This is a genomic window from Streptomyces liangshanensis (assembly GCF_011694815.1).
Classification (GTDB): domain Bacteria; phylum Actinomycetota; class Actinomycetes; order Streptomycetales; family Streptomycetaceae; genus Streptomyces; species Streptomyces liangshanensis.
Map to the genome: position 1 here is coordinate 7,609,491 of NZ_CP050177.1, position 23,117 is coordinate 7,632,607.

The window sequence follows — 23,117 nt, forward strand, 5'->3', positions numbered from 1 at the left end:
AGCGCCCCTCCCGTCCTCACGCCCCGTCCGGTGTCCCGCCGGGCCACGCCGCCGCCGTGGCGGCGGTCGCCGTCGCCACCGCGGCGAGCCGGTCGTAGTCCAGTGTGTCCGGTGTGTCCGTGGGCCGGTGGTAGTGGGTGTTGCGGAAGTTCGCGGTGCCGGTGAGCATCAGCGCGGGGATCCGGTGGTTCCAGAACGGCGCGTGGTCGCTGCGCGACAGGTGCTGGAGGACGGGCAGGGCCAGCCCGGCGGCCGCCCCGAGCGGCCCGTCCGGGCGCGGGTCGCGCAGCAGGACCGCGGGCAGCGAGGGGGACGCCTCGGCGGCGGCCCGCGCCCACGCGTCCGCGGCCCGGCGGGAGGACGTCCGGTGGATCACCAGGGTGAAGTCGCCCCGGTGGTGGCCCTCGGCGACCGCCTCGGCGGCGGCGGGGAAGGCCAGGCCCGCGCCCGGCGGGAGCCGCTGGCTGCCGAGGGCCGAGGAGAAGTAGCCCACGGACTCCAGGCAGATCATCCCGGCGACCCGACGGGTGCGCGTCAACTGCCGCACGGCTTCCCGGGACCCGATGAGCCCCACTTCCTCCATGTCGAACAGCATCAGGGTGACGTCCGGCGGCAGGGGGAGCCCCGCGAGGATCCGCGCGGTCTCCAGGACCACCGCGACCCCCGACGCGTTGTCGTCGGCCCCCGGGCTGTCCAGCACCGTGTCGAGGTGCGCGCCGACCACGACGGTGGAGCGGCGGGCGGGACCCTCGCCCCGGTCCCGCGACCCCGGCGGCTCGGCGCGCAGGTTGGCGCCCGCCAGCCGCGGGTGCAGACGGATCTTCAGCGGCATGGCGCGATGCCCCGGCCGGTCGGCCGAACCCCACCGCCACCGCACGTCGAACGGGTCGCGGTGCACGTCCCAGCCGGCCTCGGTGAGCTGGTCGGTGACGTACTCCTCGGCCCGCTCCATGGCCTGCGGGGCGTGACGGCGGCTGCGCGGCTCCCCGGCCAGCGCGGTCACATGACGGCGCAGCCGCGCCGGATCGGCCTGAAAGGGGTGCGTGGGCTGTGCCATGGGACCTTCCTGCTCCTGGGGGGTGTCCTCACGGGTGCGCGTTCCCCACACGATCACATGCTCCCGTCCGCGAGGCACGCTCCCGTGCCGGATGTCGGCCGGGACGGCGCCCGGGCCCGTCGTCCGGAGGACCCGGGCGCCCGCGGGTCAGGCGCTGAACCGGCGGACGTACCGGCGCTGCCAGGGCGTCTCGACCGCGTGCCGGGAGTAGTGCGCGCGTACGTACGCGACCGCTCGGTCCGCCGGCACGCCGTCGAGGACGGCGAGACAGGCCAGGGCCGTGCCCGTACGACCGCGCCCGCCGCCGCACGCCAGCTCGACGCGCTCTCCCGCCGCCCGCTCCCACACCTCCCCGAGAACGGCCTTCGCCTCGTGGTGGCTGCTGGGCAGCCGGAAGTCGGGCCAGCGCAACCACCGGGTCTCCCAGGGGACTTCGGGAGGTTCCTTGCCGAGCAGGTACACCCCGAGGGTGGGAGTGGTGCCGGCCGGGAGCGGGTGGCGCAGGCCGCGTCCCCTGACACGGCGCCCGGACGGAAGGGTGAGGATTCCGGTGTCGGTGGGCTGCCAGGTGTCGGTCATGGACCGACCGTAACGGCCCGGTGCGGGCCACGCAGGTGAATCCGGTACGACAAGACCGTGGCGGCGTGACCCCGGGGCGCGCGCCGCGTTACAGGGACCATGAACATGCGCCGATTCCTCACCGCAGCCGCCGCCGGCTCCACCCTCCTCGCCGTTGTCGTTCCCGCCGCCCACGCCGTCGACCTCGGCGACACCCTGCACGGGGCGGCGCGGACCGCGGGTGCCGCGACCGAGGGGGGCGAACACCGCAGTGACCTCGGTGAGAAGGTGGGCGCCGCCGAGGGCATCGTGCGGGGCGGGGCCGACGCGGTGCAGTCCGCCAACGACCTGGTCAACTGAGGTCCGCCACCGGGCGTTCCGGCCCGCGCGGGCGGGCCGGCCGCCATCTCAGCCGGTGCGCTGGATCGTGTAGATCGTGTAGACGCCGCACAACGAGCCGGACTGCTGGTTGACGATCGACCAGCCGCTCGGGATCCTCGACGGCCCGCAGACCTGCATGACGGTCTGCGTGGTCGGCTTCACGATGGTGTAGACGGTGTACATCCCGCACTGGGTGCCCTGCTGGATCGACGTGATGACCCAGCCGTCCGGGACGGCGGAGTGGCCGCAGTCGGTGAGCGAGGTCTGGTCCGTGATCTTCAGGAGCGTGTAGAGCGGGTAGCTTCCGCAGCCGCCGTTGTTCTGGAGGGCCGTGATGACCCACCCGTCGGGGATGGCCGAGTGGCCGCACGCCTGGATCGTCGTCCGGTCGACGAGCTTGACCACGGTGTAGACCGTGTAGACCCCGCACTGGGCGCCCTGCTGGACGGACGTGATGACCCAGCCCGGCGGGATGAACGACTGGCCGCAGTCGGTGACGGTGGTCTGGTCCGTGATCCTGAACAGGGTGTACATCGGGTAGAGGCCGCACAGGCCGGAGTTCTGCATGGCGGTGATGACCCACCAGTCGGGGATGGGTGAGTTCGAACAGGCCTGGATGGTCGTCGAGGTACCCAGTTCGGTGATGGTGCGCGACCCGTACCCGCTGCACCCCGCCGTCGTCTGATTGATGATCACCCAGCCGGTGGGGACGGGGGTGTAGCCGCAGATCGTCGTGGTGGCGCCCGCTGCCGCTGCCGAGACCGCTGTGGTCGCCGTCGTGGCGCCCGCCTGGGCCGAGGTCCCGGCCGCGACGGCGGCGGGGGTTCCCGCCAGCGCCGTACCGCCCAGCAGCAGCGCGGCGACCATCAGCCACCGCGTCATGACCCGTCTCACAGTACCCATCCCAATTCCTCCTGGTAGCACCGGTGTTGAGCGCGGCTGAGAGCTTGGCAGAGCCGCGCTCCCAGCCGCCACCCTTCCGGGCGCCGTCCTCAGATCGTGGGCCGCCTCAGGAAGTCCGCCAGGGCCTCCAGCAGCCGGTCCACGTCCCGGGCGTCGGTGTACGGGGCGAGGCCGGCCCGCAGGCCCCCGGTGTCGCCCAGCCCGAGCCTGCGGGACGCCTCCAGCGCGTAGAACGAGCCGGAGGGCGCCGTGACCCCCCGCTCCGCCAGGAAGCGGTACGCGTCCTGGGTGTCGCGGCCTTCGAGGGTCAGCAGGAGGGTCGGTGTCCGGTCCGCGGCCCGCGAGTGCAGCGTGACCGGCGCGAGGCCCGCCAACCCCTCCTCCATCCGCAGCCGCAGCCCCTCCTCGTGCTCCTCCAGCGCCGCGAACGACCGCTCCAGCCGCTCCCGCCTGCCCTCGGTGCCGGGCGCGGAGGCGGCGGAGTCGGCGGAGGGGCCGCCGTCGGCGAGGTCCGCCAGGAAGTCCACGGCGGCGCGCACGCCGGCGAGGAACTCGTAGGGCAGCGTGCCCAGTTCGAACCGCTCGGGGACCACGTCCGTGGAAGGCGCCAGCTTGTCGGGGGCCAGACTCTCCAGCAGCGCGGGCGCGGCCGCCAGCACCCCCAGGTGGGGACCGAGGAACTTGTACGGCGAGCAGACGTAGAAGTCCGCGCCCAGCGCCTCCACGTCGACGAAGGAGTGCGCCGCGTGATGCACCCCGTCGACGTGGAACAGCGCCCCCCGCGCGTGCGCCAGGCGCGCGAGGGCGGGGAGGTCGGGCCGGGTGCCGATGAGGTTCGAGGCGCCGGTGACCGCGACCAGCCGGGTGCGCTCCGAGAGCACCGCGGCGATGTCCGCCGGGGACAGCTCGCCCGTCGCGGGGTCGAAGTCGGCCCATCGCACCGTGGCTCCCACGGCCTGCGCCGCCTGCACCCAGGGGCGGATGTTGGCGTCGTGGTCCAGCCGTGTGACGACCACCTCGTCCCCCGGCGCCCAGGTCTTGGCGAGCGTCCGCGCGAAGTCGTACGTGAGCTGCGTGGCGCTGCGGCCGAAGACGACGCCTGCGGGGTCCGCGCCGAGCAGATCCGCCATCGCCCGCCGGGCCTCGACCACCGTGCGGTCCGCGTTGCGTTCGCCGGCCGTCGCCGCGCCCCGGTTGGACAGCGGGTTCGCCAGCACCTCGGTGACGGCGTCGATGACCTGGCGCGGCGTCTGCGTACCGGCGGGCCCCTCGAAGTGGGCGCCCCCCGCCTCCAGCGCGGGGAAGTGCGAGCGGACGGCGTCGATGTCGTACTTCACGGGGCACTCTTCTCTGGTCTTCCGGGGGTCTGGTCTTCCGGGTTCTGTCTCCGGGCAGGCGTTCGCCTGCCGTACTCGACATGCTGCTCCCACCGGATGTCAATGCGCGTGACCGGCCACCCACCCGTGTCGGCGGGACGCGTCCCGGGGCCCGTATCCCTGGCCGATCCGCGACCGACCCCAACCTTCCCGCGCCGGCGCACGGTTGCTACGGTGCGGCGGTGTCTCCCTCTTCACGTGACTCGGCCGCAGGCGCGGGCTGGCACGGTCAGGAACCGGGCCAGGAGCCCGGCCACTACCGGAGCCTGATGCCGGAGCGCACCACCCACATCTCCTGGCTGAACCCCGTCACGCTGTGGAAGGCGCGCAACGGCGTGGTCGCCTCGCTGTTCGGCGACCCGACCGGCGCCGACCGGCAGCGCTGGGTACGCGGACAGCTCGACCGGGGTGTCGCGCCGGACCTCGTGGTCGAGCGGGACGACCCGGACACCTTCTCGTTCATGCTGCTCGCGGACACCGGCGAGGGCGACGCCCCGCAGTACGCCGTGGTCCCCGGCTTCCTGAAGGTGTCCGAGGGCACCCGCTTCGCCGTCCTGTCCAGCGACGTGATCTACCCGGTCGGCAGCGGCGACGAGTACGGCCCCAAGTTCTTCCGGCCCTACCAGGACTACCCGGCCCCGATCTACGCCGTACCGGGCAACCACGACTGGTACGACGGCCTCAACGGATTCATGCGCGTCCTGTGCGACGCCCCCGCCCTGCCGCCCGCCCCGCGCCCGGCCCCCCTCTCGGCGGGCTGGTGGCGGGCCCTGCTGTGGCGCCGCCCCGGCTCGGTGGACGAGCGACTGCTCGCCGAGGCGCGGCGGTTGCGGTCCGCCCCGGAGCAGCGGGCCGCCCAGCCGGGACCGTACTGGGCCGTCGACGCGGGCCCGCTGCGGATCATCGGCATCGACACCGGCCTGCTCGGCGACCTCGACCGGGAACAGGGCGAGTGGCTGCGCCGCGTCTCCGCGGGACCCCGGCCGAAGGTCCTGGTGACCGGTTCGCCGATCTACGTGGACGGCGCGTACAAGCCGTGTGCGATCGAGGGCGGCGGCACCGTCGACGACATCGTCCGCGACCCCGCCTGCCACTACATAGCGGCGATAGGCGGCGACATCCACAACTACCAGCACTACCCGGTCGACGTCGACGGCCGGACCCTCACGTACCTCGTCTCCGGGGGCGGCGGCGCGTTCATGCACGCCACCCACACCATCCCCCGTGTCGCCGTCGCCGGTGTCACCGAGGACGACTTCCGCTGCTATCCGCTGCGCGGCGACTCCCTGGCGTTCTACAGCAGGCTCTACGGGCGGCGCCTGCGCATGCGGCGCTTCTTCGAACTCACCGCCGAACAGGCCGCGGCCGTGATCGCCGAGCGCCTCGGCGTGGCACCGACCCGGGAGACCGACGCGCCCGTGACCCGGCGCACCCGCCTGGTGGCCTCCCTCCTCGGGGTGCCCGGCCGGCCGGACACCGGGCGGCGGTTCCGGCTGCCCGTCCGCAAGATCTACGCGCAGGCCTTCTCGCCCGGCTCCACGACCTACACCCCGCCGTTCTTCAAGAGCTTCCTCCGGCTGGACGTCACCCCGGACCACCTGCGGATCCGGTGCTTCGCCGCGACCGGCCACCGTACGGAGGAACTGGCACCGCCCGTCGAGGACGACTTCACCATCCCCCTGCGCTGAGCGGGCGTTCCGCCCACGGCCGTCGCGGTCCGCACGCCCGTGCGTTGACACCGGGCGCTCCGGACGGTTGTAATGATCCCGGTGTCGGGTGACGTCCGCCGAAGAGCAGTGGGCAGGCGGGCAGTTGGGCGACACCCTTCTTCAAGGGGCCACGCCATGAGTTCATACTCCGCACCCCGCGACTGACGTCAGCGCCCGCGCGCGACGTCCTCCGTCCCCGCAGTGTGACGTCCGTACGTCCTGCGCGCATCACGTCGTTCCTCATTCCGTACATCTCGCGCGGAACACCCGCGCCATTCCTGGAGACGCGACAGCGCATGCCCACATCGTTCAACCAGCGGATCATCGACGAGTTCCGGGCCGGCGGAGGAAAGGTAGGCGGCCCCTTCGAGGGCGGAGACCTCCTCCTGCTCACCACCACCGGCGCCAGGTCGGGCGCCGAACACACCGTTCCGCTCGGCTACGTCCGCGACGGCGCGCACCTGCTCGTCGTGGCCTCGGCCGGGGGAGCCCCCCGCCACCCCGCGTGGTACCACAACCTGCTGGCCCGGCCCCTGGTGCGGGTCGAGGCCGGCGCAGAGGAGTTCGCCGCCCGTGCGGTCCCGGCCGAAGGGGCCGACCGGGACCGGCTGTTCGCACAGGTGGTGCGTACGGCCCCCGGATACGCCGACTACCAGTCCCGCACCCCGCGGATCCTCCCGGTCGTGGTGCTCCACCGGGCCCAGGCCGCCGCGGCGGAGGGCGCCCCCGCCGTCCCCACGCTGGCCGACAAGCTCCTGGACGTGCACACCGGTCTCCGCGAACAGGTGCGCGCCCTGTGCGCCGAGGCCGAGGCGTACGTCGCGGAACGGGCGGCCCACCGGGGCCCCGGCACACCCCCGGCGCCGGGCCTGGGACTGCAACTGCGCCGCCACTGCGTGGAGTTCTGCTCGTGGCTGGAGTTCCACCACACCAGCGAGGACACCCATGTGTTCCCGTCGCTCGCGCGCCACCACCCCCACCTGCGGGGCGTCCTGGACCGGCTCGGCGAGGAACACCGTACGGTCGCCCGGATCCAGCGCGAACTCCTCGCGCTGCTCGACGGCATCGGCACGGCCGAACCGGCCCTCTTCCTCGCCGCGTTGCGCGACCTGTCCCACCAACTGGGCGCGCACCTCGACCACGAGGAGGAGATGCTGCTCCCGGCGCTGGCCGAGATCCCCTTCCCACCGGCCTGACCACTCTCCCTCGGGCCCCCGCCGGTGACCGCGGTGACTCCGGGGCCGAGGGGGTAGGCGGTGGGGGAGGGGCGCCCCGGCCGGGGGTGTCCCAACGGACAAGGGACAGTCCCCCGTGAAGCGAACCCCCCACCTCCTTGCCGCGGGCGCGGCCGCGCTGCTCCTGACCGGAGCCCAGGCGGCCGCGTCCGCGGCCCCCGTACCCACCGCCACAGCCGCACCCACCGCCGGACCGTGGACCGGTACCTGGGCCGCGGCGCCGCAGAGCGGCGGCGACACGTTCACGCGGCAGACCGTGCGGCAGATCGTACGGACGAGCATCGCGGGCACCTCGGCGCGCGTCCGCCTGTCGAACGCCTTCGGCACCACCCCGCTGACCGTCGAGGACATACATCTGGCGCGGCGCACGTCGGGCTCCTCGGTGTCCGCCGCCACGGACCGTACGGTGACCTTCGGCGGTCAGCGGACCGTGACCATCCCCGCCGGGGGCTCGGCGGTCAGCGACGAGGTCGCGTTCCCGGTGGCCGCCCTGTCGGACGTCGCGGTGAGCTTCCACCTCCCCGGGACCACCGGCCCGGCCACCTACCACCAGTCGGGGCTTCAGACGAACTACGTCGCCGCCGGGGACGTGAGCGGCAACGCGGACCTCGCCAACCCCCGTACGACCAACAGCTATTACTTCCTCTCCGGGCTCGACGTGGTGAACCCGGCCGCCGAGGGCGCGGTGGTCGCGCTCGGCGCGTCGATCACCGACGGCATCGCCTCCCGCAACGACGCGAACCGGCGCTGGCCCAACGAGCTGGCCGGCAGGCTCGCGGGCGCCGGCCGCACGGTCGGTGTGCTCAACCAGGGCATCAGCGGGAACCAACTGCTCACCGACGGCGCCGGGCAGAGCGCCCTCAACCGGTTCGACCGGGACGTGCTCTCCCAGTCCGGTGTCCGCTGGGTGATCTTCGCCGACAACCCCATCAACGACCTGACGAACACCGATCCCACCGCGGACCGGCTGATCGGCGGGCTCCGGCAGTTGATCGCGCGCGCCCACGAACGGGGCGTCAAGTTCCTCTGCTCGACGCTCACTCCGTTCGAGGGGGCGGGCGGCTGGAAGCCGGAGCGGGAGACGAAGCGGGCCGCCGTGAACAGTTTCGTCCGGAGCGCCGGCAGTGGGTGTGACGGTGTGATCGACCAGGACGCGGCGACACACGACCCCGCGCGGCCGACGACGTTCCGCGCGCAGTACGACAGCGGAGACCACCTGCACCCCAACGAGGAGGGCCTCCGTGCCATCGCCGGCGCCGTCGATCCGGCCCTGTTGCGATGACCCGGATAAGGTTCATATAATGTGATGCAGGTCACAGGAATAGGAGTGACTGAGCGGGCATGGACCGTTCTCTTCACGAGTTACATACATATGTCTCCGGTTGGGAATCGGAGGCAAGCGAGCCGCCCTCGGCGTCGATCGACGCCCCGCGACGACCCACTTCCTGGCTTTCATATGCGGTACCGCAAGATGCGGCTACCGAGGAGGTGTTTCACGATGGCTCTCAGCCCTCGTTTCGCGCTCAACAGCATCGCGCTCATCGCCGGTGCGTTCCTGGCGGTGGTAGCGATGGCCTTCACGGCCTCCGTCGCCGGCTGGATCGGCTTCGGAGTGTTCACCGGCATCGCCGTCCTGGGGATCGTCGGCGCGGTGTTCGCCCGCAAGGCCGCCGCCAAGGCCGGACACGGCATGCTGGCCACGGTCGCCCTGTGGTCGCTGATCGCTTCCCTGGTCTTCTCCGGCACCGTCCTGACCTGGCTGGTGTTCGCCGGTGGAGTCGCGGTGGTGGCGGTCGCGCTGGGCGACCTGGCCGCACACGAACTGCGCACCGAGCGTGTGGTGCACTCCCTGGAGGTCCGCCGCCCGGCGGAACACACCTCCGACACGCCCGCGCGGTCCAGCCACATCGCCGCGTGACGTGGACAGTGACGTCCTGAGGCACTGACACACCGAGGAAGCCCACGACCCCGGCCCACCGCCGAGGTCGCGGGCTTCCCCGCTGTCCGGAGCCCGTACCGTACGGTCCTCGGGCCCGGACGGCCGTCCCGCCGGGGACACGGGCCGCGCCGGACCGGGTACGGACTACCGCGCCGCGTCCAGCTTCGCCCGCTGCTCCGCCGTCAGCTCCAGGTCCACCGCCGCCAGGCTCTCGTCCAACTGCGCCACCGACGACGCGCCCACCAGCGGGATCACCGGGACCTCACCCCCCATCAGCCACGCCAGCACCACCTGGTTCACGGTCGCGCCGGTCTCCCGCGCCACCTCCCCGAGTGCCGCCCGGCGCACCGGCGTCCCCGCGTGGTCGAAGCCGGGGTCCAGCGGCTTGTCCTCCCGTACGTAACCGCCCGCCAGCAGCGGCGAGTACGCGACCAGCGCGAGGGAAGGCTCGGCGCGCGCGTAGCTGAGCAGGTCGCCGCCGGCTATCCCCTGACTGCCGTCGGGCGACCGGAGGCTCGGCAGGTCGGTGCGCCGCCGCAGATAGCTGTGGTGGTACTGGAGGACCTCGTACCCCGGCAGCCCCGCCGCCGCGGCCAGCGCCCGGGCCCGCTCCACCCGCCACGCCCAGTGGTTGCTGACCCCCAGGAGCCCCACGGAGCCCTCCGCGACCAGTCCGGCGAACGCCTCCACCGTCTCCTGGAGTGGCACCGACGGGTCCTCGACGTGCGCGTACAGCAGATCCAGCCTCTCGACGCCGAGCCGCTCCCGGCTCCGCTCCGCCGACTCCCGGATCACCTTCGCCGAGAGCCCCTCGATGTCCTTGCCGAACGTGCTGGTCGGCGCGTTCGGCCGGGCCCCGAGCTTCGTGGCGATCACGATCTCGTCCCCCACGCCCCGCTCGCGCCGCCAGCGGCCGAGCAGCGCCTCACTCTCCCCGCCCTGCGTGCCGCCGACCCAGAACGCGTAGTTGTTCGACGTGTCGACGAAGGTCCCACCCGCCTCGACGTACCGGTCCAGGAGCGCGAACGACGTCGCCTCGTCCGTGACCGAGCCGAACAGCATCGCCCCCAGGCTCAGCACACTGACCTCCCGGCGCGTCGCCGGATCCGTGCCGATCGTGCGATACCTCATCCGTCCGTCCCCTCGTACCGCCCGGCAACTCCGGGCGCCCGGTGGGCAGTCTGGCCGTTGAAGCGCACTCCAAGTCAACCCCGGTCGGCCGGCCCCTCCGGCAGCCGCGGCACACTCGCGAGCAACCGCCGTGTGTACGGGTGAACCGGCGCGCCCAGGACCGCGCGGGTGTCGCCCTGCTCCACGATGCGGCCGTTCTCCAGCACCGCGGTGTGTTCGCACAGCGCGGCCACCACCGACAGGTCGTGCGAGACCATCGCGATGGTCAACCCCCGCGATTCCTTGAGCTCTTCGAGCAGATCGACGATCCGCACCCGGGTGGTGACGTCGAGCGCGCTGACCGGTTCGTCCGCCAGCAGGACCCGGGGGTCGCAGACCGTCGCCCGCGCCAGCGCGATCCGCTGGCGCTGTCCGCCGGAGAACTCGTGCGGATAGCGGTCCCCGGTGTCGGCGGGCAGCCCCACCCCCGTCAGCGCCGCCGCCACCCGCTCCTTGGTGCCGGCCCCGGCCAGCCCCAGGGAGCGCAGCGGCTCCGACACGATGTTCCGCACCCGCTGCCGCGGATCCAGCGAGGAGTACGGGTCCTGGAAGACGCTCTGCACACTGCGCCGGAACGTCCGCATCTGCGCCCGGTCCCTGAGCCGCAGGGTCTCCCCGTCGAAGAGGACCTGTCCGGTCGTGGGCCGGGTGAGCCCGAGGAGCAGCCGCAGCATGGTGGTCTTCCCCGCGCCCGACTCACCCACCAGCGCCACACTGCGGCCGGCCGTGATGTCCAGCGTGATGCCGTGCAGCACGGGAGCGGCGCCGCGGTAGGCGAACCCCGCCTCCCGGGTCGCGAGGACGGGGGCGTTCATCGCGTGATCCGTTCCAGTGCGTTCTCGAAGGTCCTGGCACTCGCCACCAGCCCCTGTGTGTACGGCTGCCGGGGGGTGTGCAGGATGTCCGTGGTGGCCCCCGACTCCACCGCCTCCCCGTCCTTCAGGACGACCAGGCGGTCGGTGACCCCGGAGACGACGGCCAGGTCGTGGCTGACGAACAGCAGCGCCATGTCCTGTTCCGCGATCAGTTCGCCCAGCAGCCGCAGCATCTCGGCCTGGACCGTCACGTCGAGCGCGGTCGTCGGCTCGTCGGCGATCAGCAGGGCCGGTTCACAGGCCAGGGCCATCGCCAGGGCGACCCGCTGGCGCTGCCCGCCCGAGATCTCGTGCGGGAAGGCCCGCGCGATCCGCTCCGGCTCCGGCAGCCTGACCCGGTCGAGCGCCGCGGCGACCGCCCGGCGCAGCTCCGCCCCGCGCAGCCCCCGGCGCCGCCGCAGCGGCTCGGCGATCTGCCGCCCGACCCGCATCAACGGGTCGAGCGCGGTCAGCGGCTCCTGGAACACCACACTCGCGCCCCGCCCGCGCAGCGCGCGCAGGGCGGACTCGCCCGCGCCCACCACGTCGGTACGGTCCAGCCCCGGCGCGTCCAGCACGACACTGCCGGACGCGGTGAGCCCGGGCGGCAGCAGTCCCATCAGGGCGAGGGCGGTCAGGGACTTGCCGGACCCGGACTCGCCGATCAGCCCGAGCCGGCCCCCCGGTTCGACCGTGAACGACAGGTCGGAGACCAGGGCGCGGCCCGACTCCGTACGGATGGTGAGGCCCGAGACGTCGAGCAGGCTCATGCGGTCCTCCTGCGCGTGGGGTCGAGGGTGTCGCGCAGCCCGTCGGCGACCAGGTTGACGCCCACGACGAGGGCGACCAGCAGGACACCGGGGGCGATCGCCCCGTACGGCGCGATCGACACCGTCGCCTGCGCCTCCTGGAGCATGCGGCCCCACGAGGCGTTGGGCGGCGGCGCGCCCAGCCCGAGGAACGACAGGCTGGCCTCCGCCAGCACGGCGAGGCCGAACTGGAGGGCGAGGTTCACGACGAGGGTCGGCCAGATGTTGGGCAGCACATGACCGGTGACGACGCGGAACCACGACGTACCGGACGTGCGGGAGGCCGTGATGTAGTCCTGGGCCAGCACCCGCTTGACCAGGATGCGGGTCAGGCGGGCGACGACGGCCGTCATGGCGAGACCGATCGCGAGGATCGCCGAGCCCAGCGACGCCGACCGCGCGGCGACGACCAGCATCGCCAGCAGCAGGGTGGGGAAGGCGATCAGCACGTCGAGGAAGGCCGAGAACGTGTCGTCCAGCCAGCGCTGGGCGAAACCGGCCGCCAGGCCGACGGCGACCCCCAGCACCCCGCCGATCGCCACCGCCCCGAGCCCCGACTCCAGCGCGATCCGGGCCCCGATCATCACCTGGGAGAGCAGGTCCCGCCCGAGCTTGTCGGTGCCGAGCAGATGCGAGGCCCCGGGCCCGGCCAGCCGGGTGCCCGAGGTGTCGTCCAGCGAGTACGGCAGCCAGAAGAAGGACACCACGGCGAGCGCGGCGATCAGCCCCACCAGCACCCCACCGGTGATCAGGGTCACCGAACGCCGGCGGCGCGGCGCCCGTTCGGCCTTGGGGTGCCCGGTCTCCGGGCGTCCGGCCAGGGTCTGTTCGGTCATGGTTTCCCGCCGGTGAGGGTCGAGCGCAGCCGCGGGTCGATGAGCCGCTGGGCGAGGTCGGCGAGGAACCCGATCACCAGGACCGTGAGGGTGGTGACGAACAGCACGCCCTGGATGGTCGGGTAGTCGTGCTGGGCGACGGCCTGCGACAGCATGCTGCCGAGGCCGGGCAGGGCGAAGACCGTCTCGACGACCACCGCGCCCAGCAGGGTGGAGGCCAGTTCGATGCCCAGGACGGCGACGACCGGTACGGCTCCGTTGCGCAGCCCGTGCCGCCGTATCGCACCTCCGAACGACGAACCGAGCGCCCGCGCCGTCCTCAGGTAGTCGCTGCCGAGGACGTCCAGCGTCGCCGACCGTACGTACCGGATGAGGGACGCCGACATCACCAGGGCGACCGTGACGACCGGCAGGGCCAGTGACCGCAGCGCGCCCGCCGGGTCCGACCAGCCGTCCTGCGGGAAGCCGCCCGCCGGGAGCACGCCCAGGTGCAGCGAGAACACTGTGATGAGGATCATGCCGACCCAGAACACCGGCACGGCGATCCCCAGTTGCGAGACACCACTCAGGACCAGCCCGTACCAGGTGTTCGCCCGGTGCGCCGCGACGAAGCCGACGGGCACGGCGATCACCAGCGCCAGCACGAACGCCATCAGGGTCAGGGGTCCGGTGACCTCGATCCGGGTGGCGATCTCGGGACCCACCGGCAGGGTGCTGACGAAGGAGTTGCCGAGGTCGAACGTGGCCAGGTCGTGCAGCCAGCTCACGAACTGCTGGGGCAGCGGCTGGTCGGAACCGATCTGGTGCCGGGCCGCCGCCAACTGCTCCGGAGTCGCGCCCACCGACGTCAGCGCGTTCGCGGGGTCACCGGGGAGCAGCCGGAGCAGCAGGAACAGCACCACACTGGCGAGCAGCAGGGAGGCGACCAGGAACGCCAGCCGCCGCAGCACGTACACGGTCATGGGCCGGCCGGTCCCGTCGGTCCGGCCGGCCGCGCCGGATCTCTCCGTAGCATCAGCTCTTCTTGATGTCGTAGGCGTAGAACTGCGAGTTCAGGCCGTTGAGAGGGTAGCCCGAGAGCTTGGAGGAGGCCACGACGATCTGCGGGTAGAGGTACAGCCAGTCACTCGCCGCGTCCTGGGCGATCCGCTCGTTGACCTTCTTGAGCAGCGCCGTCTGCTGCGCCGTGGTGTCGGACTGCTCGGCCTGCGTGACCCACTGCGTGACCTGCTTGTTGTCGTAGCCCCAGTAGAAGTCGGGGTTCCCGTACCAGACGACGTCGCGGTCGTTGACGTGCTCCTGGAGCGTCGCGCTGAAGTCGTGGTTCTGGTAGACCTTCGTGTACCACTGGTCCGGCGTGATCACGTTGATCTTGACGTTGATCCCGACCTTGGCCAGCTGCGACTTGATGAACGTGGCGGCGGTGGGGTGCGGGTCGTAGTTCGGGGTGTCGAGGGTGAAGTCGAAGCCCTTGGGGTAGCCCGCCTCGGCCAGTTCCTTCTTGGCGAGCGCGGGGTCGTACGGGTTGACGTGGGTGAGGTCCTCGTACCAGGGGTCGGTCGGCGGGACCATCGACCCGATCAGCTTGCCGTAGCCGCCCCAGATCGACTCCAGGAGCTTCTTGTTGTCGATGGCCGAGGTGATGGCCTTGCGCACCTTGGCGTCGTTGAACGGCTTGACGCGGTCGTTGAAGGCCAGCAGCAGCTTGGTCGTCGAGTTGCCGTTGTTGACCTTGTACGCCGGGTTGGACTTGAACTGGGCGAGCGCGTCGGGGCTCTGCTCGCTGGTCACCACGTCCACGGCGTTGGTGAGCAGCGCGTTGTTCAGGGCGGTCGCGTCCTTGAAGTAGTGGAAGACCACTTCCTTGTTGGTCGCGGGGGTGCCCCAGTAGCCGGTGAACCGCGTGAGGCTCAGCGCGGAGCCCCGGGTCCACTTGTCCAGCTTGTACGGTCCCGTCCCGTCCTCCGCCGTCTTCAGGTTCTTCGCCTGCGCGTTGATGATCCAGACGTAGCTGAGGTTGTAGATGAACGAGATCGACTTGCTCGACAGCGTCACCTTCACGGTGTGCGCGTCGGGCGTCGCGATGGACTTGACGACCGTGAGGCTGCTCTTGCGGGCCGACTGGGACTTGGGGCCCGTCACCTTCTCGATGCTGTACTTCACGTCGGCGGAGTCCAGGGCCTTGCCCGAGTGGAACTTCACGCCGTCGCGGAGTTTGAAGGTGTAGGTCAGACCGTCCGGGGAGACGGTGTAGCTCTGGGCGAGCTGCTTCTCGACCTTGCCGGAGTCGGTGAGCTTGAACAGGCCCTCGTAGACGTTCCCGTTGAGCGCCTCGGTCACGCCCTGACCGCCGCCGCCCGTGTTGTCGAGGTTCTGCGGTTCGTACACGGAGCCGACGCCGATGGTCGCGTTCTTGTCGAAGCTTCCGGACGCGGAGCCGCTCTTCTGGCTCGACGTACCACCCCCGCACGCGGTGAGGGCGACGGACAGGGCGACCACCAGAGCGCCACCGGCGAGGGGCTTGGACAGAGGTTTCACTTGGTTCTCCTGAGAGGCGGCCGCCGGAGGTCTGGCGGAGGCACGGGTGCGTGCGTGCTTCGGTGCGCGCGTGCGGGGTTCATGGGGTGGGGGTCGCGGGGCGGGGGGCCTTCGCGGTGGTACGGGACGGGCGGGGCCGGGTCAGCCGACCGTGTGGCCGTCGCGGAAGACCGGGAGCTTCTCGCCCGCCCTGACGGGCAGGTGGAACCGGTTCTGCGGGGGCGGCAGCGGACAGTTGTACTGCGCGGAGAATCCGCACGGCGGGACGAAGGCCCGGTTGAAGTCCAGTGTGACGCTCTCGCCGCCGTCCTCACGCGGGACGAACAGGAAGCGGCCCGAGCCGTAGGTCTCCACCCCGTTGGTCGGGTCCCCGAAGACGAGGAGCAGGGTGCCCTCGTCGTCGAAGGCGGACAGCGTGTAGTCCACGCCGTCGAGCGTGAGGCTGATGTCACCGGGGACGATCATGCCCCGGCTGCCCCCGTTGTCCCGGATGTACTCGAAGGGGATCAGCCGGTCGGCGGCGACCGGGGTGAAGGTGGCCCGCGTCACCCACGCCGGGTCGTACGCGTAGGTGTCGATGTGCGAGAAGTGCTCGATCGCGGGGGAGCGGGCGTCCCAGAAGCGCAGGCCCTGCTCGGGCTCCCCGGTGAGGATGTCTGCCCGTTCCAGCGTCGTCACCTGGAGGTGCGGGGGCAGCCCGGCCCGCTCGGCCCCGGGGTCGGGCTCCGTACCCGCGGGCAGCCACCGGGTCTCGACCAGGGCGAGGTTGCCGGTGGGCGCCGTGACGGACGCGGCCCGCGCGGCGCGCCACGCGTTCCAGTCGTCCGACGCGGGGTCGGTGGCCGGCGCCGAGGCACTCGACGGGAGGGACATGCTGACTCGATTCAACGGCGAGGATGTGTGCTTGCACACACGTCTCGAAGGGTGAGATGAGGAGGGCCGGGCCCTGGTGCGAACCGGCGTGGTGAGAAGCGGAACGGCCCTGTTCCGTGCGGTGCGACGGAGGGGCGGGCGGCTCTGCTCGTGTCCACTCCGTGGGACATGGGTCCGGCCGGGGCGGCGGCGCGGGCCACGGGGGAGTGGCGGCGCGGCCGAAGGGAGCCCGGGGGGACCGGTCAGGCGGCGGAGCGGCTACAGAGAGCGCTCGCGACGCGGAGGAGGTCCACGTGGGCTCGGCCGACGAGGTGCAGGGAGCGGAACACGGGGCAAGATTCGCACACGCTTTCCCGGGGGTCAAACAAACCAAACCGGATGCTTCATCAGAAGTCGACCCGACGTGTTCCAGCCACCCGCGCGCCGCGATGTGCGCGACGAACATCACCCCGATCACGAACGTCCGCGTCTCCGTCCACGAGCGCGACCACGGCCACGGCCACGGACTCCGACTCCGACTCGGGCGGCGGTCCTCCGCCGTGGGAGCGGGCATCGCGTCGGCGTCGGGATACGGTGCTGAAGTGGTGATCAGCGGAGCGGGGACAGAAGCGGGGACGGCGGTGCTGCTCGCGGCGGCGCCCGCGGGCAAGGGGCGTCTGGTCGACGCGGCGTCGGTCCTGCCGGCGCTCGCGACCGTGGCCCCCGGCACCCTGACGGGCACGTCGACGGCGACCGTGATCGAGCTGGCCGACCCGCTGGACCCCCAGACCGTCCTGACCCGGATCCGCGCGGCGGCCACCACGGCCGGGCCGCTGTTCCTCTACATCGCGGGGCAGCTCCAACTGGACCACAAGCAGAACCTGTTCCACCTGGCCCTGGCCCGTACGTCCCCGGCGACCCTCCGCTACACCGGCCTTCCCTGGCACTGGCTGACCGGCGAACTCAAGCTCCGCAGGCCCGGCACCACCACCGTGGTGGTCGACCTGGTGGCCGACGCGGAGGCCTGGCGGCAGGTCACCACCGAGGGGATCGGGCTCGGCCACGGCACCCGCCTGTACGGACGCGTGGTCCCGGCCCCGCCCCGCCGCAAGGTCCTCACCCCGGCGTACCTCGCGGCGTGCGCGGCGATCTGGCGCAGCGGCATGCGCCCCACCCTCCCCCACCTGCACGAACAGGCAACGTCCCGCTCCACCACCCCAGAAGCCCTCTTCCTGTCACTCGACCCCGCACCAGTGCCCACACCGCCGGACCCGGCCGGGACCGCCCGGCCAGCGCCGACCGACCGGACCGGAGACCCAGGGGCCACCATCGTCCCGGCCGCCCCGGCGGCATCCGGCGGTTCTGCCAGGTCGGCGTCCGCCGGCCGGTCACGAAGCCAGGGGTCCGCCACCCGGCCGGCCGGCCACGAGGCGTCCGCCGCACCCGGCACTCCCGCGCTGCCCGCCGGCTACACCTCAACCGCCCCCGCCCCACCCCCGCCCGCCGCCAGGTCTGCGCCTGTCCGTCGCGCCCCGGCGAAGAGCAACCGGCCGTTGGCCTGGGGGCCGGCCGAGCCCAAGCCCGTCCCGCCCGAGAACCGCCCGGCCGGCGAGGCCGACCCGCATCCGGCGATCCTCGCCGCCGCCCGCGAGGGCCGGCACGCCGAGGCGGCGTCGATCGCGGCCACCTGGGAGAGCGCCGCCCTCCGTACGTACGGACCCGGCTCGGCGCAGGCGATCCACTGGCTGGAGGTACGGGCCGACCTCGCCCGCCTCGCCGAGGACGCCGCCCGCAGCTGCGAGCTCTGGATGGCGGCCGCCCAGGCCCGCCTCGCGCGCGGCGAGGCCGCGGACGACAAGGACGTCGAGGCGAGCGTCGACCGCGCCCACCACCAGTGGGAGCAACTCGACGACCCCGTACGCGCCCGCTCCCTCGCCCCCGCGCTCACCGCGCTGCGCCGCGCGGTGCCGGGCCGCAAGGACGGGGCCCTTCAGGCGATCCAGCGGCGCATCTGACCCCGGCGGGGACCGGCGGGACGAGACCTCGCCGTACCCCGGCCGGCCTCCCCGCGCCTCAGTCGTCCGCCCGATCCTGCGCCCGGTCCTCCGCCTTGGCCGCCTTGGCCTCCTCGCCCTTCTCCGCCTCGTCGTGCCCCTCCTCCGTCCGCCGCCGTCGGCGCCGTACGACATGCCGTACCACCAACGCCGCGATCAACACCCCGAGCCCGATCAGCACATAGGTCTGGTAGCGCGAGATCTCGTCGTAGATCGGCCCGATGTTCGTGCCCGCCGTGTAGCCCAGCCCCGCCCACAACCCCACCCACAACACCGCGCCCAGGCTGTTGAACGCGAGGAACCGCAGCCACGGCATCCCCGTCGTCCCGGCGATGATCCCGTTGGCCTGGCGCAACCCCTCCACGAAGCGGGCGATCGTCACGACCTTCCCGCCGTTGCGGGTGAAGAAGTCCTCGGCGCGGCCGAACCGCTCCGGGGTGAGGAAGATGTACCGCCCCCACCGGTGGACGAACGCCCGCCCGCCGGTCCGGCCGATCACGTACCCGATGTTGTCCCCGACGATCGCGGCCGCCACGGCGATGACCGCGATGGCGAAGATGTTGAGCTGCCCCGCCCCCGCGTAGACCGCCGCCGCGATCAGGATCGTCTCGCCGGGCGCCGGGACGCCGAAGTCCTCGACGAGGATCAGCAGGCCGACCGCCAGATAGCCGTAGTGGTCGAGCAGCGGGGCCAGATACGCGAGCGGGCCGGGCAGGGAAGGTGAAGCCATGAACCCATCTTGCTCTTCCGCCCCACGAACCCACCGCACCCCACCCGCGCGCCACCCCACCCGAGCCCCACCGCGGCGCACCCGCGCGCCACCGCACCCCGCCCCATCGCGGCGGACAGTCCCCGCACGCCCCCTTCCCGCGCGGTACCAATCAGGTACCGTGAACCCATGCCTTCTCTGAACGTGTCCTTCACCGACGAGGAACTCGAACATGTCCGGGTCGCCGCGGCAGCCGAGGGCAAGAGCCTGAAGCAGTACCTGCACGACCTCGGCGTCCGCGAGCACCAGCGCAGGACGTTCGTCACCGGCGCGCTCGACTGGGGCGACAAGCTGCGCGGCCAGTTCGACGAGGCCTTCCCCGAGGAGATCCCCGCCGAGCAGCGCCCCGGATACGGGGCAAGTGCCGCCTGATGCTCCTGTACGTGGATGTGCCCTGGCTGCTCGACGTCCAGGAGGGGGCGGTCCCCGAGGACGTGTCGATAGCCGACTACTCCGCGCTCGTCGCCGCCGTCGCCCGGCACCGGACGAAGCTGCCGACCCTCGCCGCCTCCGACCCCGACGCGGCGTGGCGGGCGGCCGCCCTGCTCCACACCATCGTGCGGCTGGAGTCGCTGCCCCAGCGCAACAGCTGGTTCGCGGCGCTCGTCGCCGCCCAGTACATGGGCCAGTCGGGCGAGGGCATCGACCCGCCGTACGGCGCCCTGCCCGAGCTGGTCCGCAAGATCCAGACCGGCGGGGTGACCCTCTACGACGTCGCCGAGCAGCTCCGCCTCTGGCGCATATGACGGCGCGGGTACGGGCCCGGCCCCCGCCGCGTCCCGAGCGCCGTGCGAGGCCCCGCTACCGGTCGTGACAGGATGTCCGTATGCCTAGCAACATTTACTTCGACATCACCATCCAGGATGAGGCCGCGGGAAGGATCGTCTTCAAGCTGTACGACGACGTCGTACCGAAGACGGCCAGGAACTTCCGGGAGCTGGCCACCGGCGAGCACGGCTTCGGCTACGCGGGCTCGCCCTTCCACCGGGTCATCCCGGACTTCATGCTTCAGGGAGGCGACTTCACCCGGGGCGACGGCACGGGCGGCAAGAGCATCTACGGCGAGAAGTTCGCCGACGAGGGCTTCACCCTCACGCACGACCGGCCGTTCCTGCTGTCCATGGCGAACGCCGGCCCGAACAGCAACGGCTCGCAGTTCTTCATCACCACGGTGAAGACGCCGTGGCTGGACGGCAAGCACGTCGTCTTCGGCGAGGTCGTCGAGGGCGAGGACCTGGTCAAGAAGATCGAGTCCCTGGGTTCCCGCTCCGGAGCCACCCGCGCCAGCATCGCCGTCTCGGCGTCCGGCGTCGTCGACGAGGCCGGCAAGTAGTCCTCCCCGCCTCTCAGCCCCTGATCCGCCCCTGCCCGCCGACCGGTGACCGTCGGCGGCGCGGGGGCGGATCGTTTTGTCACCGGCACCCGCACCCGCCCCGCACCCGCTCCCGCGCCCCCATCCGCCTCCCCGGCGTCTTGATCATGTCGGGGTTGTCGGAGTGCTGTCGGCGTTGTGTCCCGGAGCCGTAACCGGCTGAGGAGGCCGAGTCCCGCCCTCGTACCCCGTGGTGACCGCTCCGGACGTCCCGGGGCGTCCGACCACGGGAGACACGCATGTTGAACCACCGCGCCAAGCTGATCGCCGCCACCGCCGTCGCCGCCGGAGCGATGCTCCTCACGGCCTGCCAGGGCGACGACACCGGCGCCGCGGGTACGGCCGGGGCCTCGACGGCCGCGCCGGGCGGGCACGGACACACGGGCGCGCCGGCGGCCGACGTGATCGGCAAGTACGACCCCGTCGACCGGAGCGGCGCCGTCTTCTTCGCCTCCGTGCTCAACGGCGCCAACGAGGTGCCCACCCAGGGCGGCCCGGCGGTCGGGGACAAGGACGGGCACGCGATCGCCCTGATGCGCGTCCAGGGCGACGAGGTCTCCTTCGCCTTCACCTGGAAGGGCATCGGCACCCCCACGGCGGGACACATCCACCAGGGCGGCGCGGGCACCAACGGCGACGTGAAGATCCCGTTCTTCACCGAGAAGCTGCCCGGCGGCCGCGACTCCGTCTACGGCACCGTCAAGGTCACCGACGCGGCGCTGCTCAAGAGCCTCACGTCCGACCCCGGACAGTTCTACTTCAACCTCCACACCGCCGAGTTCCCCGGCGGCGCCGTCCGAGGCCAGGTCCACCAGCTGCCCCTGCCGATGAACCTCCCCGAGGCCTTCCAGGGCAACAGCCTCCACTCCGTCGTCACGGGCGCCCAGATCTACGCCTGCACCAAGCAGCCGGGCGGCGACTGGAAGTTCACCCAGGACAACGTGAAGGCGACGCTCGACGGCAACATCGCCCACTCCTTCCAGAAGTCCGGCCCCACCGGCCCGCCGCAGTGGATCGCCCCCGACCACTCGGCCGTCACGGGCAAGGTGCTCCGCAAAATCCCGAACGGTGACGGCAACATCCCCGAACTGGTCCTCGCGGCAACCCAGTCGGGCACCCCCGGCGGCGAATTCTCCGCCACGAAGCTGGTGTTGCGCCTGAACACCCGAGGAGGCGTCGCCCCGACCGGCACCTGCGACCCCACCACCCACCCCCAGGCGTCCGTGCCCTACACGGCCGACTACCTGTTCCTCGGCGCCAAGTGAGGCGCGTCACCACCGCATAGAACCCGTCTGACAACGGAGCGCCGGGGGGCCGGCCCTGAACACCGGCCCCCCGCAGCCCAGTTGGATGCTCCGCCGCAAAGGGAATGCGCGAGGCGTCCGACGCATTCCCCAGTATCAGGATGAACTCAAGATCCCCGGGGACCGTTGAATTCGTCAGGGGGCAACAGCGGGCGACCGGAGCCCCGCGCCACGAGAGGAAGAGCATGACCACGAGTGCACGCAGGGTAGTTGTTGTCGGCGGCGGCTACGCGGGGATCAAACTGGCGCGCGGACTGGACGAGACTGCCCAGGTGACACTGATCGACCTGAAGGAGGCGTTCTTCCACCGCATCGCCTCCCTCCGGGCCAGCACGGATCCCACCTGGACGCACGCTCCGTTCATCCCGTACAACCACCTCCTCGACCATGGGCAGGTGCTGCTCGACAAGGTCGTGGGCATCAGGACGGCGGAGAGGGAGGTGGTCCTCGCGACGGGCGACGTCCTCGCCTACGACGTGCTGGTCATCGCCACGGGCGCCGACTACCAGGAACCGGCGCGTTTCACAGGCACCACGGTCGAGGACGCGGCGAGAGCGTTCCGGTCCCACCAGCAGCGCGCGGTGCGGGCCAGGAGCGCGTTGGTCATCGGCGGCGGACCGTCCGGGGTGGAGCTGAGTGCCGAACTGCGCAGGGCCAACCCCGGGGCCACGGTCACCCTCGCCCACTCCGGGCCCCATCTGCTGGCCGACCACCACAGCGCGCGCCCGGGGCGCCGGGCGCAGGCCTGGCTGGAGGCGCACGACGTGCGGGTCCAGCTCAACACCCTCGTCTCTTCCGCAGGCGGCGGACCGAGTCGGCTCCAGGACCAGGCGGGCAACTCCGTGGGGGCCGATCTCGTCTTCTGGACCACCGGCACCACCCCGAACACGCTGTGGCTTCGCCTGTGCGGTCTCGGCGGCTGGCTGACCCCGAGCGGCCACGTGAAGGTGGACGACCACCTGAGGGTGGTGGGGCAGCGTGACGTCTTCGCCATCGGCGACGTCAACGACGTGGCGGAGGCCAAGGTCACCCCGTCCGCCCTGGCGCAGGGAGACGCCGCCGTACACAACATCCAGGAGTACTTCGCGCGCGGGTCCAAGCACGGCGGCGAGGCGCGACCGTACCGTCCCGCCCCGGTCCGGATCCACTCCGTGCCGTTCGGCCCTGAGGCAGGTCTCACGGTCCTGCCGTTCCACGGAAGGGACGCCGCCGTGCTCGGCAGCCGGGTCACGGTGACGGTGAAGAGCAAAAGCCTGATGCTGCCTCATGTGCGCGGGCTCCTGAAGAGCCCCCATCACGGGGATCTCCCGCACGAGGAGAGCGTCCACTCCTGATCGGGGGCCGGACGCGGGTGCGCGCGGGGGCACCGTCCCCGCGGCTGTTCGTGCCGTGTCTCCAGGG

At 72.2% G+C, this 23,117-nt stretch carries 24 protein-coding genes; 11 read left to right on the top strand and 13 right to left on the bottom strand.

Going from position 1 to position 23,117, the window contains the following annotated elements; all coding sequences use genetic code 11:
* Positions 1-16: 16 nt before the first annotated feature.
* Positions 17-1,057 carry a M28 family peptidase gene (locus tag HA039_RS33020; RefSeq protein ID WP_167035657.1) on the bottom strand — a complete coding sequence of 347 codons (1,041 nt, stop codon included), beginning with the start codon at positions 1,055-1,057 and terminating at the stop codon, positions 17-19.
* Positions 1,058-1,204: 147 nt separating this feature from the next.
* On the bottom strand, positions 1,205-1,636 hold the full coding sequence (locus HA039_RS33025; protein ID WP_167035659.1) for a protein-tyrosine phosphatase family protein: 432 nt from the start codon (positions 1,634-1,636) through the stop codon (positions 1,205-1,207).
* A gap of 99 nt (positions 1,637-1,735) precedes the next feature.
* Here HA039_RS33025 and HA039_RS33030 point away from each other — a divergent pair, with 99 nt between their 5' ends.
* A complete protein-coding gene (locus HA039_RS33030; protein ID WP_167035661.1) occupies positions 1,736-1,975 on the top strand; it encodes a hypothetical protein in 240 nt (79 codons plus the stop codon).
* A 48-nt stretch (positions 1,976-2,023) separates the two neighbouring features.
* Here HA039_RS33030 and HA039_RS33035 read toward each other — a convergent pair whose 3' ends face one another.
* On the bottom strand, positions 2,024-2,899 hold the full coding sequence (locus tag HA039_RS33035; RefSeq protein ID WP_167035663.1) for a hypothetical protein: 876 nt from the start codon (positions 2,897-2,899) through the stop codon (positions 2,024-2,026).
* A gap of 89 nt (positions 2,900-2,988) precedes the next feature.
* The gene (locus HA039_RS33040) at positions 2,989-4,236 is read right to left on the bottom strand and encodes a cysteine desulfurase-like protein (RefSeq protein WP_167035665.1); all 1,248 of its coding nucleotides are present in this window, start codon (positions 4,234-4,236) and stop codon (positions 2,989-2,991) included.
* Between the two features lie 221 nt (positions 4,237-4,457).
* Between HA039_RS33040 and HA039_RS33045 the strand changes: the two genes are divergently transcribed.
* The 4 genes from HA039_RS33045 to HA039_RS33060 all read left to right on the top strand — a co-directional run bounded on the left by HA039_RS33045 (position 4,458) and on the right by HA039_RS33060 (position 9,137).
* Complete coding sequence (locus HA039_RS33045; protein WP_167035667.1) at positions 4,458-5,963, top strand: metallophosphoesterase family protein; 1,506 nt, start codon at positions 4,458-4,460, stop codon at positions 5,961-5,963.
* Between the two features lie 317 nt (positions 5,964-6,280).
* Positions 6,281-7,180 carry a nitroreductase/quinone reductase family protein gene (locus tag HA039_RS33050; protein ID WP_167035669.1) on the top strand — a complete coding sequence of 300 codons (900 nt, stop codon included), beginning with the start codon at positions 6,281-6,283 and terminating at the stop codon, positions 7,178-7,180.
* Positions 7,181-7,295: 115 nt separating this feature from the next.
* Entirely contained in the window at positions 7,296-8,501 is a 1,206-nt protein-coding gene (locus HA039_RS33055) for an SGNH/GDSL hydrolase family protein (RefSeq protein WP_208298748.1), read from the top strand.
* A gap of 216 nt (positions 8,502-8,717) precedes the next feature.
* Positions 8,718-9,137 carry a hypothetical protein gene (locus tag HA039_RS33060; RefSeq protein WP_167035671.1) on the top strand — a complete coding sequence of 140 codons (420 nt, stop codon included), beginning with the start codon at positions 8,718-8,720 and terminating at the stop codon, positions 9,135-9,137.
* Positions 9,138-9,302: 165 nt separating this feature from the next.
* On the opposite strand, the gene HA039_RS33065 is transcribed toward HA039_RS33060, so the two are convergent.
* The 8 genes from HA039_RS33065 to HA039_RS34675 form a co-directional block, all read right to left on the bottom strand.
* Positions 9,303-10,289: an aldo/keto reductase gene (locus HA039_RS33065; RefSeq protein WP_167035673.1), complete on the bottom strand. Its 987-nt coding sequence runs from the start codon at positions 10,287-10,289 to the stop codon at positions 9,303-9,305.
* A 74-nt stretch (positions 10,290-10,363) separates the two neighbouring features.
* Complete coding sequence (locus HA039_RS33070) at positions 10,364-11,143, bottom strand: ABC transporter ATP-binding protein (RefSeq protein WP_167035675.1); 780 nt, start codon at positions 11,141-11,143, stop codon at positions 10,364-10,366.
* Positions 11,140-11,952 carry an ABC transporter ATP-binding protein gene (locus HA039_RS33075; protein ID WP_167035677.1) on the bottom strand — a complete coding sequence of 271 codons (813 nt, stop codon included), beginning with the start codon at positions 11,950-11,952 and terminating at the stop codon, positions 11,140-11,142. The genes HA039_RS33070 and HA039_RS33075 overlap by 4 nt, the downstream gene beginning before the upstream one ends.
* On the bottom strand, positions 11,949-12,827 hold the full coding sequence (locus HA039_RS33080; protein WP_167035679.1) for an ABC transporter permease: 879 nt from the start codon (positions 12,825-12,827) through the stop codon (positions 11,949-11,951). The genes HA039_RS33075 and HA039_RS33080 overlap by 4 nt, the downstream gene beginning before the upstream one ends.
* Positions 12,824-13,789, bottom strand: a complete 966-nt coding sequence (locus HA039_RS33085) for an ABC transporter permease (protein WP_167035681.1) — start codon at positions 13,787-13,789, stop codon at positions 12,824-12,826. Before HA039_RS33085 ends, HA039_RS33080 begins: the two co-directional genes overlap by 4 nt.
* A gap of 52 nt (positions 13,790-13,841) precedes the next feature.
* Entirely contained in the window at positions 13,842-15,365 is a 1,524-nt protein-coding gene (locus tag HA039_RS33090; RefSeq protein ID WP_208298749.1) for an ABC transporter substrate-binding protein, read from the bottom strand.
* Positions 15,366-15,506: 141 nt separating this feature from the next.
* On the bottom strand, positions 15,507-16,238 hold the full coding sequence (locus HA039_RS33095) for a DUF1684 domain-containing protein (RefSeq protein ID WP_167035683.1): 732 nt from the start codon (positions 16,236-16,238) through the stop codon (positions 15,507-15,509).
* Positions 16,239-16,480: 242 nt separating this feature from the next.
* On the bottom strand, positions 16,481-16,585 hold the full coding sequence (locus HA039_RS34675) for a putative leader peptide (RefSeq protein ID WP_388334372.1): 105 nt from the start codon (positions 16,583-16,585) through the stop codon (positions 16,481-16,483).
* A 234-nt stretch (positions 16,586-16,819) separates the two neighbouring features.
* On the opposite strand from HA039_RS34675, the gene HA039_RS33100 reads away from it, so the two are divergent.
* A complete protein-coding gene (locus tag HA039_RS33100) occupies positions 16,820-18,232 on the top strand; it encodes a hypothetical protein (protein WP_167035685.1) in 1,413 nt (470 codons plus the stop codon).
* 58 nt (positions 18,233-18,290) lie between these two features.
* On the opposite strand, the gene HA039_RS33105 is transcribed toward HA039_RS33100, so the two are convergent.
* A complete protein-coding gene (locus HA039_RS33105; RefSeq protein WP_167035687.1) occupies positions 18,291-19,001 on the bottom strand; it encodes a DedA family protein in 711 nt (236 codons plus the stop codon).
* 168 nt (positions 19,002-19,169) lie between these two features.
* On the opposite strand from HA039_RS33105, the gene HA039_RS33110 reads away from it, so the two are divergent.
* From HA039_RS33110 to HA039_RS33130, 5 genes are all read left to right on the top strand, one after another.
* The gene (locus HA039_RS33110; protein WP_167035689.1) at positions 19,170-19,412 is read left to right on the top strand and encodes a hypothetical protein; all 243 of its coding nucleotides are present in this window, start codon (positions 19,170-19,172) and stop codon (positions 19,410-19,412) included.
* Complete coding sequence (locus tag HA039_RS33115; protein WP_167035691.1) at positions 19,412-19,786, top strand: toxin Doc; 375 nt, start codon at positions 19,412-19,414, stop codon at positions 19,784-19,786. The genes HA039_RS33110 and HA039_RS33115 overlap by 1 nt, the downstream gene beginning before the upstream one ends.
* 80 nt (positions 19,787-19,866) lie before the next feature.
* Positions 19,867-20,373: a peptidylprolyl isomerase gene (locus tag HA039_RS33120; RefSeq protein WP_167035693.1), complete on the top strand. Its 507-nt coding sequence runs from the start codon at positions 19,867-19,869 to the stop codon at positions 20,371-20,373.
* A 278-nt stretch (positions 20,374-20,651) separates the two neighbouring features.
* Entirely contained in the window at positions 20,652-21,677 is a 1,026-nt protein-coding gene (locus HA039_RS33125) for a CHRD domain-containing protein (protein WP_167035695.1), read from the top strand.
* A 224-nt stretch (positions 21,678-21,901) separates the two neighbouring features.
* The gene (locus HA039_RS33130; protein WP_167035697.1) at positions 21,902-23,050 is read left to right on the top strand and encodes an NAD(P)/FAD-dependent oxidoreductase; all 1,149 of its coding nucleotides are present in this window, start codon (positions 21,902-21,904) and stop codon (positions 23,048-23,050) included.
* Positions 23,051-23,117 lie beyond the last annotated feature (67 nt).

Excerpts from the sequence above, each read along its gene's own strand:
- HA039_RS33120 (WP_167035693.1), top strand. The coding sequence starts at position 19,867 with ATGCCTAGCAACATTTACTTCGACATCACCATCCAGGATGAGGCCGCG.
- HA039_RS33125 (WP_167035695.1), top strand. The coding sequence starts at position 20,652 with ATGTTGAACCACCGCGCCAAGCTGATCGCCGCCACCGCCGTCGCCGCC.
- HA039_RS33050 (WP_167035669.1), top strand. The coding sequence starts at position 6,281 with ATGCCCACATCGTTCAACCAGCGGATCATCGACGAGTTCCGGGCCGGC.
- HA039_RS33030 (WP_167035661.1), top strand. The coding sequence starts at position 1,736 with ATGAACATGCGCCGATTCCTCACCGCAGCCGCCGCCGGCTCCACCCTC.
- HA039_RS33115 (WP_167035691.1), top strand. The coding sequence starts at position 19,412 with ATGCTCCTGTACGTGGATGTGCCCTGGCTGCTCGACGTCCAGGAGGGG.
- HA039_RS33080 (WP_167035679.1), bottom strand. The coding sequence starts at position 12,827 with ATGACCGAACAGACCCTGGCCGGACGCCCGGAGACCGGGCACCCCAAG.
- HA039_RS33075 (WP_167035677.1), bottom strand. The coding sequence starts at position 11,952 with ATGAGCCTGCTCGACGTCTCGGGCCTCACCATCCGTACGGAGTCGGGC.
- HA039_RS33110 (WP_167035689.1), top strand. The coding sequence starts at position 19,170 with ATGCCTTCTCTGAACGTGTCCTTCACCGACGAGGAACTCGAACATGTC.
- HA039_RS33105 (WP_167035687.1), bottom strand. The coding sequence starts at position 19,001 with ATGGCTTCACCTTCCCTGCCCGGCCCGCTCGCGTATCTGGCCCCGCTG.
- HA039_RS33025 (WP_167035659.1), bottom strand. The coding sequence starts at position 1,636 with ATGACCGACACCTGGCAGCCCACCGACACCGGAATCCTCACCCTTCCG.
- HA039_RS33035 (WP_167035663.1), bottom strand. The coding sequence starts at position 2,899 with ATGGGTACTGTGAGACGGGTCATGACGCGGTGGCTGATGGTCGCCGCG.
- HA039_RS33065 (WP_167035673.1), bottom strand. The coding sequence starts at position 10,289 with ATGAGGTATCGCACGATCGGCACGGATCCGGCGACGCGCCGGGAGGTC.
- HA039_RS33085 (WP_167035681.1), bottom strand. The coding sequence starts at position 13,789 with ATGACCGTGTACGTGCTGCGGCGGCTGGCGTTCCTGGTCGCCTCCCTG.
- HA039_RS33060 (WP_167035671.1), top strand. The coding sequence starts at position 8,718 with ATGGCTCTCAGCCCTCGTTTCGCGCTCAACAGCATCGCGCTCATCGCC.
- HA039_RS33020 (WP_167035657.1), bottom strand. The coding sequence starts at position 1,057 with ATGGCACAGCCCACGCACCCCTTTCAGGCCGATCCGGCGCGGCTGCGC.
- HA039_RS33130 (WP_167035697.1), top strand. The coding sequence starts at position 21,902 with ATGACCACGAGTGCACGCAGGGTAGTTGTTGTCGGCGGCGGCTACGCG.
- HA039_RS33095 (WP_167035683.1), bottom strand. The coding sequence starts at position 16,238 with ATGTCCCTCCCGTCGAGTGCCTCGGCGCCGGCCACCGACCCCGCGTCG.
- HA039_RS33070 (WP_167035675.1), bottom strand. The coding sequence starts at position 11,143 with ATGAACGCCCCCGTCCTCGCGACCCGGGAGGCGGGGTTCGCCTACCGC.